Here is a 13056-nt window from a genome sequence, read left to right on the forward strand (position 1 = left end):
AGCTCTCTCAAGTAAAGCAATACATTGCCTCATCCTGAGTGTTGAATTATTCCATTTTAATGATATTATTTTTTTAGTAATTCAGGAGTGAGCCTTGTGGTATTCTATGGTAAATCAATTATTTAAATTATCTGTTAAATACTTACCAGCAATTACAGCTATAATAACGGTTCTTCCATTACCAGTTAAAGCAGCTACATTCTTAGTAACTGAACGCGCTGTTTTAGGAGGAAACGATCTAGTTAATTGGGGAAGTTTAGGTAAAGTATTCAATCCCTCTGCCCCTGATTTTTCTGTCTTTTTACCTAACTCTTTTTCAGCAACATCCCAAGGTGGTTTAGGGTTGGATATAAATATAGCTCCAACGAATAATCCTCGGGTTACTCCACCGTTTGTCTTTCAAACTTTACCTTCCCCTGGAATTCGCAGTAACTTTGCTCCAGGCGATTTTATTCTCTTTGGAGGTATAGATCCAACAGGTTTTATTCCTCTTCCTCCTGGTACTCCCGATCCTGGAACTCAGGGAAACGGTGAGCCTTTGACGATTAGTTTTGCCCAGCCTGTTCTTGGCGCTGGGACTCAAATAGCTATAGACACTAGTAAATTAAAAGTTGAAACTTTTATCAACGCTTTTGATAGCAACAATAACCTTTTGGGTAGTTTTTCAGTTCCAAATATTTCGTCCTTAGCATTAGATAATTCGGCAGTGTTCTTGGGGATTCGTAGCGACACTCCAAACATCTCACGACTCGTTTTTAGCAGTTCTGCTCCCCAATTTGGCTTGGCCATCAATCAGGTAAGCATTCTTGCAGTTCCCGAATCAACTTACACCTTGGCGATATTAGCTTTTGGTGTTTCAGGTGCTGTTTTGAAACTACGTCAACGCACTTGGCCAAATAATTACTAAAATTACTAAATTAGTAATTGAAGAGGTTAGCAGCCCGCACCAAAGTCTCTGATTGGGTGGTCTGCAAGACACTCCATACAAGACGCTGCGCGTAGGGAGGGGTTGCGGACTTGCTTTCTCGAATCGCTATCGGTGATGAGTCCAGAGCCAAGGATATTTCTGAATAATAAATTACCGGGTCAGTTAAAAGAGTCCTTTTCCCAGTAGGGAATCAGAGCTACTCAATTGCTTTATCGGGTAATTTATTTTCCGGAAATCACCTAACACTGATTGTAATTGATAATGACGTTTGCAAGATTCGCTAACATTCATTATCAATTAGGAATTATTTTGACACTACCACGGTGTCGAAATAATTCATGATTGAAGAAGTTTGAAGTTTCAGACATACTCCAACTTCTGTCAGAAGTAAGTTCCACACAATTTTTATCTTTAATCTAATTAAAGTCAATGTCATACAAAGAACTAGAACACATCATAGAAGCTAAGATACAAAAAGCTATACGGAAGCACGAGATCGTAGTTGCTTTTATTAGTAGCATTACTGGCTTAATTTTTATAATGGGTTTGTTTCACGCTATTTCGCTCAACCACGCTCAAATTCACGCATTTTGCTTGAACTGATTGCCGATCGCACTCAATGAATCTTTACGATCGAGCATTCCCTGCTGTGCATATAACCAATCCAAGTTACACATATTTTTTATAAAAGGGAATTGCACTATGGAGAGCAAAAATAATAGCAGGCCTATATTTGTCTTATTTTTGACTGTATTTATAGACTTGCTGGGCTTCGGAATTATTCTACCGATACTGCCTTTGTATGCTGAACAATTCGGCGCAAAACCGAGTGAAGCCACTCTGCTTGTAGCGATTTATTCTTTAATGCAGTTCTTATTTGCACCATTATGGGGCAGATTTAGCGATCGCTACGGTCGTCGTCCAATTTTATTACTGACTCTATTTGGTTCTGTAATTGCATACGCAGGCTTAGGCTTTGCCAATTCATTATGGATGTTGTTTCTGGCTCGTAGTCTTGCGGGGATTATGGCAGGAAATATTAGTACCGCTCAGGCGTACATCGCAGATATTACCACACCAGTTAATCGAGCTCGTGGCATGGGCATAATCGGAGCCGCTTTTGGTCTTGGCTTCATTCTCGGCCCAGCGATTGGAGGTCTGCTGATTGGGTCAGATCCGAACAACGCTAACTTTCATCTACCATCCTTGTTTGCAGGTGGATTTTCTTTATTAGCGTTGCTTTGTGCTTTGATGTTACTTCCAGAATCTCTAAATTCTGAAACTAAAGCCAAAATCCAAGTTCATCGCCACCGTCAGCGACGGCTGAACTTACTACAACTGTCGCAGCGTCCACAGTTTTGTGTGCTCGTAGGCATCTACTTTTTAGTAACCTTTGCGGTTGCAGCTATGGACTCTACATTGGCCTTATGGTCTAAGCAGCAATTAAACTGGGGCCCTCAACAAACTAGTTATCTTTTTGCTTTCATGGGGATTGTCAGCACAATAATTCAAGGAGGACTAATCGGATTCCTCAAGAAACATTTTGGTGAAATCAAGTTACTTATCTTGGGAATATTAGGGTTAGGTTTAGGATTACTACTAATTGGATTTTCACAAAGCTTAATTTTGTTGTTGGTCGCTACTACACTTGTGGCATTAGGAATTAGTATTAGCCAACCAATATTGAATAGTCTAATTTCCCAGATGACAGCCCCAGAAGAGCAAGGGCAAATATTAGGAATTGCCAGTTCTTGCTCTGCCTTAGCACGCATCGGTGGGCCAACGTGGGCAGGAGTTAGTTTTATGAAATTTGGGATTTATGCTCCTTTTTTAAGTGGAACTTTAGTAATGCTAGTAGCTTTGACTCTTAGTTTTCGAGTGACTAAAAATGTATATGAAGTCAAGACAGAGCGTATCGCCTGACAATCTAGTACAACAAGGCAAAAGTAAAAAGAAAGAACGCTGATTTTGTAGGATGTCTAGCGATTTTAAATGGGTGGCTTATTTCCGCCGTGACGTACAAGGTCTTAATTAAGAATTAATAATTACGAATTACGAATTACGAATTAATATGACAGGTCGCCGAGTATTATTTTTAGGCATTTTTATAAGCATCCTCCTCACCTATGCAATTTGGATCGGTGGGAGCATTCCTGCAAGTATCATCAAACTTCCTGACCAAGGATTAAACTGGTACTATTGGAAGCTTCCTCAACCGACTTTTTGGAGTCGAGCGACGGCTTGGGGTATGTACCTTGGGCATCAGTTTAGCATCTGGGCGTGTATCTTGTGGGCGCAGCGATCGCAGTTGAAATACAAATCAGCATTGCACCCGATTAATTACCTCATGCTTGCCATTAACGGTGCATTCATCGCTTTACACTTCCTCCAGACCTATATTTGGTACGATGCTTTAGCTCAAGATACTTCAATTTGGGCATCTCAAGGTGCAGTTGTCCTCCTACTGGTGTTCGTACTGATTTTAGAAACGCCTCGACGCGGTTTGTTTTTTGGCAATTCTGTGCCATTCCATCAACAGTTTTTGCAAATTATCAAGCTGTACCACGGCTACTTTTTCTCCTTCGCCGCCATCTACACCTTCTGGTATCATCCAATGGAAGCGACTGTGGGGCACTTAATTGGTTTTCTCTATATGTTCTTGCTTCTGCTCCAATCGTCGTTGATCTTTAACCGCGCTCATACAAACCGTTGGTGGACATTCTTTTTGGAAATAACGGTGGTTTTACATAGTGTGATTGTGTCGTTGATGCTAGGACAAAGCAAGTGGCCAACATTTCTCTTTGGTTTTCTTGGCATTCTCGTGCTGACTCAACTTCACGGTTTACCTCTGGGTATCTGGACTAAACGTACTATCTACGGAGCCTTTTTAATGAGTGTACTGGCGGTTTATGGACTGACTGAACGCGGCTTGGGCAGAATTTATGAAGTAACCTATATTCCTTTGATTGAGTTTGGGCTAGTTGGCGCAATTTACTTAATCTTTCTGCTCATCTTATGGACGATTTCTCGTTTACCTGTCAAGACGTAACATCATATTAGCTTTGTAACTCGTTGAACTCCAGCAAGCTAAATTGTGAAATGAGAAAAAAACAACTCATCTAAGTTATTTTTTCTAAATGTTAAATAATTGAAATATTCTTTAAGTGTCCATAATTATGTCTTTTATTATCAGATTGTATAAGATAAATCATGCTTAGAGCATAAACTCGAATGTCCCAAAGAGTTCAAATCAGTCTTTACCAAAAATTTGAAAAACTAAATGAAATTTTGACAACGCTAGAGAAAGGTGACGAAAATCTTGAATATAAAAGTAAATTTAAGGAGTTTATGAGTAGAATCATGGAGCTATACACAGATATAAAAACTGAACCAGGAATTGAATCAGATGTAGAATTTCAATGTTATCTAAGCGAGAGTGCAGCAAAATTAGTTTTTATATCCAGAGAAATTGAGATTTTTATAGCAGACCTAGAGAGAATGCTATTATTCACCTTTTATGATGATGAATGGCTCGTAGTATGCTATAAGCGTTCTTGCATTGAAGTACTCAAGGAAATATATAAAAATACTTGCTTTGAAGAGTCCTTTCACTATTATGAAGTTGAATATCTTGAAGAACTCGACCAAATTATCAAGTCGAAAAATGAGATTGAGTGTTATATTCCCACTCAGGATCAAATTCCTGTTGGTATCCCTCCTTCTCATTGGTGGTGGTATTTCAACTATTAACTTAATACCAATTTTATGTGAAGATGCATAGAATAGCTGTATTCTTAACTCTTTCCAGATAAGGATTCTAGTCTTCAATATTCTGTGCAAGCTCACAAATAATTGGTATAAGATGGAACGTAATAACCTTCCTATTGTATTACCATATCGTACTTAGTTAAATATTAAAAAACTTACAATTTTACTCACCACTACTAATATTTTTTTGCTGTTGATAACGCTGTTTAAACTTCTGTTGCTGTATTTTATGATCCACAATTGGATCAGGATATTCAACAGCATGACGTTCTAAAGGTGGAATTTTACCAGTAACTAAATATTCTGTATCTACAGACCGCAATTCTGACACCCATTGCCGAATATATTCCCCCTCTGGATCGAATTTTTGTGTTTGACTAGCTGGATTGAAAATCCGCACAGGTTTGGGATCCATGCCGCTAGAAGCACTCCATTGCCAACCGCCATTATTAGCAGATAAATCACCATCAATCAGGTGCTGCATAAAGTATTTTTCTCCCAATTGGGGATTAATTAGTAAGTCTTTGGTGAGAAAACTAGCAACAATCATTCGACAACGGTTGTGCATCCAGCCGCTTTCGTTTAACTGGCGCATTGCTGCATCTACAATGGGGTAGCCAGTTCTTCCTTCACACCAAGCTTGGAAATGTTCTTCATTAGTTTCCCAAGGAAAGTTCTTAAAGGTGTCGCGAAAAGCACCATCAGCTAATTCCGGGAAGTTATACATTGCGTGTTGATAAAATTCCCGCCAAGCTAATTCTTGTTGCCACGTGCGAATATTAACTGCTGTTTCTTCACTGCGGCTGTTTTCTAGTGCTTCTATAGTGGCTTGCCAAACGGTGCGAATGCCAATTACGCCAAATTTTAAAGCTGCACTCAGTTGCGATGTGCCGTCAACTGCGGGGAAATTTCGTTGTTCTTGGTATTCAATAATAGCTTTATAAGTAAATTCTTCTAATCGTTCTTGCGCCGCAGCTTCTCCCGGTGCAATAATTAATGGTTCATCCCAAATAAACCCTAAATCTTTTGCTGAAGGTAATGCGATCGCTCCTGCAAATTTTGCAGTTTTCTGTTCAGCTTCCGTTAACCCCTCAACATTTTGTAGTTTTTCTACTGGGTTCGCTTTCGGTTTGGTAATCCAATTTTTCCAGAAGGGTGTGTAAACAGTGTAAGGACTATTACCACCGGTGCGGATCTCATCTGGGGAGTTGAGGATTTGATCCCAGTTTTGGTTAAGAAACTCAATGCCTTTTTCTTTGAGGGAATTTATAATATTGCGATCGCGTTCTTGAGAATAAGGTTCTACATCCCAATTCCAAAAAACAGCTTTGGCATTTAATGCCTCTGCTAAAGCTGGTATTGCTTGTACAGGATTAGCGTGGAGTATTAATAACTGGCTACCAACTTCAGCATATCGCTCTTGGAGTTTCTGCAAACAGCCAATCATATAAGTTACTCTCACCGGAGCAACATCATCCCGTTCCAGAATGTGCGGATCGAGGCAAAACACGCCCACCACCTTCGGACTCTGCTGTTTTGCCGCAGCCAGTCCCGTATTGTCAGAAATGCGTAAATCGCGCCGATGCCAAAACAGAATTAAGTCAGACATTCTATGCTGCATATAGTTCACCCGTACTAGCTTAGATGCTAGTGGTACCAATGAACATCATTCTGGCGATAAATTTCTTTTGTTGATGGGGATTGGGGATTGGAGGTGAATCAAATTAACAGGATATCATGGGAAAATAAAACCCCGGTTTGTCAATCGGGATAGTGGCTTTTTGTTTCAAAAAAGAGTATACTCTTCTTAACAGTTAATTAGTCTTTTTGTCATGGCTAACCTACTACTTGACGACGGTACGATTGAGAGTGATTTAGGCGAAATAGCTCGTGAACTTGCGCCTCTTGGCGTTCAACTCAGACACTACGACCCAGGAACATCGCTACTCTTCCCCAATCTGTTAGACCAGGACGTTTTAACTGAGTCTGAGAAACGTTATTGTGTAGAACTCCATAACAGCGTTTTTGAGTTTCTTCAGCAAGAAAATGGCACTATCTGGTGTGACTTGCTAAATATACATCCAGGTTCCTTTAATCTTCGCCATTTGATAGCAACTTATGGCCGTTACCACACTCATCCTGCGACTGAACCCTTCTACGTGTTGGTAGGAGAAATGATTTATGGCTTCGTGCGACCCGATGGCAGCCAAGTCCAGCTTTTAGTTCAGGCACAAGACTATCTCTACATCCCTGCTGACGTTGAGCATTGGTGCAGCCCGACTGCATCGTTAAATTGCAAAGCGGTACGCTATTTTGCGATCGCTGAAGGTTGGGTTCCCAATTATACAGGTACTCAAGTGAGCGATTCACTCAACAAGCCGCGTTAAAGCTTAATGTTATAAAAGCTGACTACTTTACTCAACTTCTTCACAGTGAATTAACAGTTTTTCCATCGCTTCTGCTAGAGAAATCAACTCTGTCCAAGAGGAACCAGTAACTAAATTTTGAGCGTGAGCTAATCGGTTTCGTAACTGTTCAGCAGATTTGAGGAAACGTTCGCCAAACCGCTTGGATTTTAGTCCGAGTCGATCGAGAAGTTCTGGCTGATTTAAAATCAACTCTCGTTTATCACAGAATTGCAGATAATCTAACAAATCGGTAGCTTCGTTTCTTTCTTGGCTTTCTCGCCATAGCCGTTGAGCAACTTCTAAACGCTCAGGTTTGAGGACTTTTTGCCAAGAATCTTGGGGATAGTAAATCCGCACCAGTCGCAGTAGATTCATTTCTAGCAGCGTTACCAAGCCAAAGAGTAGCATTCGCGCGGGTGCTTTCTGCAAGTCGCCACAGGTAACAATCCCACTTACCTGATTGCAGTCTAAAACAAACAATCGCGGAGTTTGTTGTAGGATAGGTAGTAACTTTATCAGTGGGGTAGAAATAGCTATTAGTTCTTTGGGATGAAACACTCGTTGATAGTCGCTACATTTGCCTTCTTTGCCTTGCATCAAACTAGAGCGTTCTACATAACCACTTATAATATCTCCCGTCTCAACGCCGATAACATCAAAATTTTGTGCTTGCATCCAATGCAGCACTTCTGTCACCTCTGCATCAGCTGGCATAGCTTTGAGGGGTTCTGCCACGTATTCAATAGTTATATTGTTCTCAAATAAACTCCGCAGGTCTTGAGAACGCGATTTTAGGTGTTTCATCCCCCGGTTGTGAACTCATGTTAGATCGTTCTATGGCACTCATGCGATGTCTGCGACGGGCTACGCCTACGCCTGTAGGGTTTTCTGCCAGATTACCTTTGCATAGGCGTAGCTCAATCTAGGCATCGCTATCTCAACAAATACCATAGACTTAGCTCGTACCATCCTAGTTAGTATAAAGTATAGTGACGCTTTGATGTTTTCAAGTAACAAAAGATTTTGCAGCTATAAAAAAATAAATATTTATGTAGTTATCTGGATCGGATTAGTTGATTAATTTCGCTAAAAATTCCGAAATTTATCGCAAAAAAAATGTTATTACTAAAACGACATATCGAATTAATACTTGGTAAAATTTTACCAAGATAACCAAAACTGATAATATTATTATGCCAAGAAAAGAACAAGGATGGGTTACATTTCAAACTTCAGAGGATGAACGGAAGATTCTAGAGGAGTTCTGCGAACAATCTCAACGCACCAAGACTGAGATTCTGCGAGAACTCGTGCGTAGTCTCACTCAGCATTCGCCAGCACCAATATCGCCACCAACTCAGCAAGAAAAACAGGAAGATATCTACTACACTCAAAAGCCTGATATAAAAAGTAGTATTCAAAAAAAATCACTAAAAGTTAGCTCTCGCAATATTCTTAAAGGTGTTGTTAAACGAGTTGTTTATGGAGCAGTTAATAGTGAGGTAACTTTGGAGATTATTCATAAAGTAGAATTAACCTCAATTATCACCAGAGCTTCCGCAGAAGAGTTAGAACTATCTGAGGGAAAAGAAGCTTATGCAGTCATTAAATCTAACGATATTGTCATTGCTAGAGAATAAAAATCATTGATTTTAAGCGTTGGGTATTAATTTTTGATTTGGGAAAACTTCAAGATAAATTGAGTATATATCGCTATTCAGCGTCGCAGATCCAAAGGGAATATATGGTAAAGTTTTTGCACCACTGAATAGCCCGTTGTAAGTAGAGCGGTGTAATTAAAGATAACTGGCTAGGGCTGTCCTTTGTCATTTTTCACTAGTAAGGGTTTCAAGCCTATTTACGTTTCGTAAGATAGTCTGGTTTATTTCCACCGACTTACTTACACATCTCGTGTATGTATCTAAAAGATATAAATCATTGCTGGGAAAGGAATATAACACGGAAGTATAGAAAAAGACATGGGGATTTATCTTTGCATTTCCCAATCTCTGCATCTTCTTTAAGGGACTTCCAAATAAAAAATACTCAACTACTTCTTGTGGGGTAATTCTATTTGTTGGAAGTCCCTAACAGCCTTCTGTTGATTAAAGTTTTCTCATTTCCAGTGGTGTTAAGTCTTTGAGTACGGTAAACCGTATTTGCTTGTTAGTTCCCAAAGATTAATTTAATTGTTAAGTTTAGTTACATAAATAAAAAAATGCTGCAAACAAACATTGCTAAACGGGAGAAATTATGAGAAGCCTTAGTATGCTTAACAATCAAGACAAACAGGAAAACTATTTATGCGGTCTGGACTTTAGACCGCATAAGTCAAGCTCTGTCAGAAATAAGACTTAACTAACATTATTTAACATTGCGATGAAAGCTACAGATAAATTGGTGCATTTTTTAGAAGAAGATTTGGGTCTTTCTGGTGGAGCAATTTCTCTTGCTTTGCGACATTGCGAGCAGACTCCCAACTTTCTGGCTATGACCCTCTGGCAGTATGGACTGGTAACACTGGATCAGTTATCCCAAATTTTTGATTGGTTGGAAACAGTATAAGCTGTTGCTTCAACTATTTGAATGGTAAATAGTGGACTTTCTACAAAGTCACATTCTCAACAGTTTTCATTTTAAGGATTGGTAACAACATCTATGGCAATTAAAGAACAACCTAAATCACCTCGGTTTCGGATCGTTGCTAATATATTACTGGCAGTATCAGGGCTATTCCTGCTGTTAAATTTATTTTTGCCTGGTTTATTTGCTTCTGGCCCGACTGGTGTTCCTTACAGCTTGTTTATTCATCAAGTGCAAGAAGGGGAAGTCAATCGGGTTTCTGTTGGTCAAAACCAGATTCTCTACGAACTAAAAACAGAAAATGCCGAGCCGGGACAGGTGTTTGTAACTACACCAATCTTTGATTTAGAGTTACCCAAACTGCTAGAACAAAAGGGAGTTGAGTTTGCTGCTACACCTCCACCCAAAAATACTTGGATTACAACCCTGTTAAGTTGGGTGATTCCACCACTGATTTTTATTGGGATTTGGCAATTCTTTCTGTCTCGTGGTGGTGGCGGTGGCCCCCAAGGTGCGCTTTCTATTGGTAAGAGTAAAGCTAAGGTTTATGTTGAAGGCGAATCAGCTAAAATTACCTTTGCAGATGTGGCTGGGGTAGAAGAAGCGAAAACTGAGTTAGTGGAAATTGTGGATTTCCTCAAAACTCCAGGACGCTTTACGCAAATTGGCGCGAGGATTCCCAAAGGTGTGTTGTTGGTTGGGCCTCCTGGTACTGGTAAGACACTTTTAGCAAAAGCCGTAGCAGGAGAAGCTGGAGTTCCATTTTTTAGCATCTCTGGTTCCGAGTTTGTGGAATTGTTTGTCGGTGTCGGTTCTTCCAGAGTGCGGGATTTGTTTGAGCAGGCAAAGAAACAGGCTCCCTGTATTATATTCATTGATGAATTAGATGCGATCGGTAAATCTCGTAGCAGTAACGGTTTCTACGGTGGTAACGATGAGCGAGAACAAACCCTGAATCAGTTACTAACGGAGATGGACGGGTTTGCGGCTGGGGATGCAACAGTGATTGTACTAGCTGCTACCAACCGCCCCGAAAGCCTTGACTCCGCATTGCTGCGTCCAGGTCGTTTTGACCGCCAAGTGCTGGTAGACCGTCCTGATTTATCTGGTCGGGAAGCAATTCTCAAGATTCACGCTCAAAAGGTAAAATTAGGAAATGATGTAGATTTAAGAGCGATCGCTACTCGGACTCCTGGTTTTGCTGGCGCAGATTTGGCAAACTTGGTCAATGAAGCCGCATTATTAGCTGCTCGTAATCTACGTGAAAGCGTTGCTCAAGAAGACTTTGCTGAAGCAATTGAGCGGGTAGTCGCCGGTTTAGAGAAAAAGAGTCGGGTGATGAACGAGACTGAGAAAAAGATTGTTGCATACCATGAAGTTGGTCACGCAATGGTCGGGGCGCTAACCACAGGAAACGGTCGTGTAGAAAAGATTTCGATTATTCCCCGTGGGATGGCTGCTTTGGGCTACACTCTGCAATTACCAACTGAAGACCGCTTTTTGATGAATGAAGCAGAATTGCGGGGTCAAATTGCAACTCTATTAGGTGGACGTTCCGCCGAAGAGGTTGTGTTTAACAGTATTACAACAGGTGCTTCTAACGATTTGCAACGAGCAACTGACTTGGCAGAACGGATGGTAACATCTTATGGGATGAGCAAAGTCTTAGGGCCATTGGCTTACCAACAAGGTCAACAATCGATGTTTTTGGGTAATGGTGGGGCTAATCCCCGGCGGGCGGTGAGTGAAGACACATCCAAAGCCATTGATAGTGAAGTCAAGGAAATTGTGGAAACAGCGCACGAACAAGCCCTAGAGATTCTCAGACAGAATCGAGACTTGCTAGAAGCGATAGCGACTCAACTCTTAGAAACAGAAGTCATTGAAGGCGAAAAACTACACAGTTTGCTGAGTCAGGTTAAACCCGTAGCTAATTCGTAATTTGTAATTTCTACACAGAGGGACGCAGAGTATAGCTTTGCGTCCCTTTGCATTAAGCGCTAACCACGATTAAATAACCACAAAATTGTTGTTGGTTAGTGATAATCCAGCAGCCAGACATATATTATGCAGCTTAAATGCCGATTAGCTTACTATTCTATATCTCTATTTTTTGACCATCGAGACGGTTTTAGCTGGTTTACATACTCTATATATTGAGCTAATGGCTGATCGATACTAAGGAGCAACTTCGGATTAAAGCGAATATTGTCGTAAATCTTGCCATCTTCATCTCGGAGCATATAGTAAGCCAAGCGAGTACAGAATAGCAAAAACTGATTTAGCAGATATCCCACAATACCTTTACGTTTTTCAGTTACATAAATTGGTTGAATTCTGGTTCTTCCAGGGGCAATTGGAGTATAAGCATATATCATATATAGTGGGGGAAAAAGCCGGACATCTTTCATTATTGTTAATAAACCAATGCAACCATGAGCATAACGCATTGAATACTGATATGTAGAACCAAGAAATCTTTGACCTAATTGTTCTCTAAAGGTAGTTTGAGGAAATTGTCCCCGCATTGTAAAGTCAATTTGCGTGCCTAAGTCGCTGCGATGTAGTGACAGATCCATTTTGATATCTAAATGATGAATTGTTTTTAAATGTTGAGCATCAATCCCATTCATCATACAAATATGATGATGGCAACTTCTTTCAAAAGCAATATCAGCTTGTGTAACAATTTCTTTAGTATTTAGCTCATCGAAATCAGCCACTTTTTCTGGTGCTTTAGTATCTGGATAAATCCAGATAAATCCATACTTTTCCTCTGTTGCATAAGCTTGTAATTTAGCTTGAGTAGGAATTTCTGATTGACAGGGTATATTTTGACAAATACCTGTTTCATCAAACGCCCAATGATGAAATTTACAACGAATCCAATTACCATCAACCTTTCCAATCCCTAAATCTGTACCCAAATGAGGGCAGTAAGCATCCAAAGCCCGCACTTGCCCATTTTCACCTCTAAAAATGGCAATTTTATAGCCACATAAGTCTACAGATTTTGCTGTTCTTTTTGGTATTTCATGACTAGAACAGGCAATATACCAACCCTTAGCAATTACATTCCAATTATTGAAGATTTGCATAATGGTTTGATAGATAATTATTTGAACTTTCTTGTTTTTGGCAAATAGTAGGATTCGGATTTGATTTTTGAAAATATCTTGAGACTGGAAAGCCAATTTTATAAGGTTTAATCGGAAATTTTATTCAAAAATCAGATATTAGTCCTATACGAATCATATTTGATTTTTGAACAGATACGTAGGGTGCGTTAGCGACAGCGTAACGCGCCAAATCCTTGACAATGGTGCGTTACGAACTTCGTTCTAACACACCCTACAATACCTAATTTTG

General features: G+C 40.0%; 11 protein-coding genes. 8 read left to right on the forward strand and 3 right to left on the reverse strand.

Translation table 11 applies throughout. From position 1 onward, the window contains the following. Window positions 1-106: 106 nt before the first annotated feature. The 4 genes from CDG79_RS22260 (at window position 107) to CDG79_RS22275 (ending at window position 4678) form a co-directional block, all read left to right on the forward strand. Window positions 107-907 carry a hypothetical protein gene (locus CDG79_RS22260; RefSeq protein ID WP_094344073.1) on the forward strand — a complete coding sequence of 267 codons (801 nt, stop codon included), beginning with the start codon at window positions 107-109 and terminating at the stop codon, window positions 905-907. A gap of 723 nt (window positions 908-1630) precedes the next feature. Continuing rightward, on the forward strand, window positions 1631-2851 hold the full coding sequence (locus CDG79_RS22265) for an MFS transporter (RefSeq protein ID WP_094344074.1): 1221 nt from the start codon (window positions 1631-1633) through the stop codon (window positions 2849-2851). 148 nt (window positions 2852-2999) lie between these two features. After that, complete coding sequence (locus CDG79_RS22270) at window positions 3000-3977, forward strand: hypothetical protein (RefSeq protein WP_094344075.1); 978 nt, start codon at window positions 3000-3002, stop codon at window positions 3975-3977. Window positions 3978-4159: 182 nt separating this feature from the next. Next, complete coding sequence (locus CDG79_RS22275; protein WP_094344076.1) at window positions 4160-4678, forward strand: hypothetical protein; 519 nt, start codon at window positions 4160-4162, stop codon at window positions 4676-4678. Window positions 4679-4859: 181 nt separating this feature from the next. Here the strand turns inward: CDG79_RS22275 and CDG79_RS22280 are convergent, their stop codons facing one another. Next, entirely contained in the window at window positions 4860-6305 is a 1446-nt protein-coding gene (locus CDG79_RS22280; RefSeq protein ID WP_094344077.1) for a deoxyribodipyrimidine photo-lyase, 8-HDF type, read from the reverse strand. Window positions 6306-6528: 223 nt separating this feature from the next. Between CDG79_RS22280 and CDG79_RS22285 the strand changes: the two genes are divergently transcribed. Continuing rightward, a complete protein-coding gene (locus CDG79_RS22285; RefSeq protein WP_094344078.1) occupies window positions 6529-7083 on the forward strand; it encodes an acireductone dioxygenase in 555 nt (184 codons plus the stop codon). Between the two features lie 27 nt (window positions 7084-7110). Here the strand turns inward: CDG79_RS22285 and CDG79_RS22290 are convergent, their stop codons facing one another. After that, a complete protein-coding gene (locus CDG79_RS22290; protein WP_094333400.1) occupies window positions 7111-7908 on the reverse strand; it encodes a hypothetical protein in 798 nt (265 codons plus the stop codon). A 389-nt stretch (window positions 7909-8297) separates the two neighbouring features. Between CDG79_RS22290 and CDG79_RS22295 the strand changes: the two genes are divergently transcribed. From CDG79_RS22295 to ftsH4, 3 genes are all read left to right on the forward strand, one after another. After that, entirely contained in the window at window positions 8298-8744 is a 447-nt protein-coding gene (locus tag CDG79_RS22295) for a TOBE domain-containing protein (RefSeq protein ID WP_094333401.1), read from the forward strand. A 739-nt stretch (window positions 8745-9483) separates the two neighbouring features. Next, a complete protein-coding gene (locus CDG79_RS22300; RefSeq protein ID WP_094333402.1) occupies window positions 9484-9669 on the forward strand; it encodes a DUF2949 domain-containing protein in 186 nt (61 codons plus the stop codon). A gap of 93 nt (window positions 9670-9762) precedes the next feature. After that, complete coding sequence (gene ftsH4 / locus CDG79_RS22305) at window positions 9763-11628, forward strand: ATP-dependent zinc metalloprotease FtsH (RefSeq protein WP_094344079.1); 1866 nt, start codon at window positions 9763-9765, stop codon at window positions 11626-11628. Window positions 11629-11780: 152 nt separating this feature from the next. Here ftsH4 and CDG79_RS22310 read toward each other — a convergent pair whose 3' ends face one another. After that, on the reverse strand, window positions 11781-12785 hold the full coding sequence (locus CDG79_RS22310; protein WP_094344081.1) for an aromatic ring-hydroxylating oxygenase subunit alpha: 1005 nt from the start codon (window positions 12783-12785) through the stop codon (window positions 11781-11783). Between the last annotated feature and the right edge of the window lie 271 nt (window positions 12786-13056).

It is taken from the genome of Nostoc sp. 'Peltigera membranacea cyanobiont' 232 (genome assembly GCF_002245985.1).
Taxonomy (GTDB): Bacteria; Cyanobacteriota; Cyanobacteriia; order Cyanobacteriales; family Nostocaceae; genus Nostoc.

Coding starts and splice junctions, on each gene's coding strand:
- CDG79_RS22260 (WP_094344073.1), top strand. CDS start 107: ATGGTAAATCAATTATTTAAATTATCTGTTAAATACTTACCAGCAATT.
- CDG79_RS22265 (WP_094344074.1), top strand. CDS start 1,631: ATGGAGAGCAAAAATAATAGCAGGCCTATATTTGTCTTATTTTTGACT.
- CDG79_RS22270 (WP_094344075.1), top strand. CDS start 3,000: ATGACAGGTCGCCGAGTATTATTTTTAGGCATTTTTATAAGCATCCTC.
- CDG79_RS22275 (WP_094344076.1), top strand. CDS start 4,160: ATGTCCCAAAGAGTTCAAATCAGTCTTTACCAAAAATTTGAAAAACTA.
- CDG79_RS22280 (WP_094344077.1), bottom strand. CDS start 6,305: ATGTCTGACTTAATTCTGTTTTGGCATCGGCGCGATTTACGCATTTCT.
- CDG79_RS22285 (WP_094344078.1), top strand. CDS start 6,529: ATGGCTAACCTACTACTTGACGACGGTACGATTGAGAGTGATTTAGGC.
- CDG79_RS22290 (WP_094333400.1), bottom strand. CDS start 7,908: ATGAAACACCTAAAATCGCGTTCTCAAGACCTGCGGAGTTTATTTGAG.
- CDG79_RS22295 (WP_094333401.1), top strand. CDS start 8,298: ATGCCAAGAAAAGAACAAGGATGGGTTACATTTCAAACTTCAGAGGAT.
- CDG79_RS22300 (WP_094333402.1), top strand. CDS start 9,484: ATGAAAGCTACAGATAAATTGGTGCATTTTTTAGAAGAAGATTTGGGT.
- ftsH4 (WP_094344079.1), top strand. CDS start 9,763: ATGGCAATTAAAGAACAACCTAAATCACCTCGGTTTCGGATCGTTGCT.
- CDG79_RS22310 (WP_094344081.1), bottom strand. CDS start 12,785: ATGCAAATCTTCAATAATTGGAATGTAATTGCTAAGGGTTGGTATATT.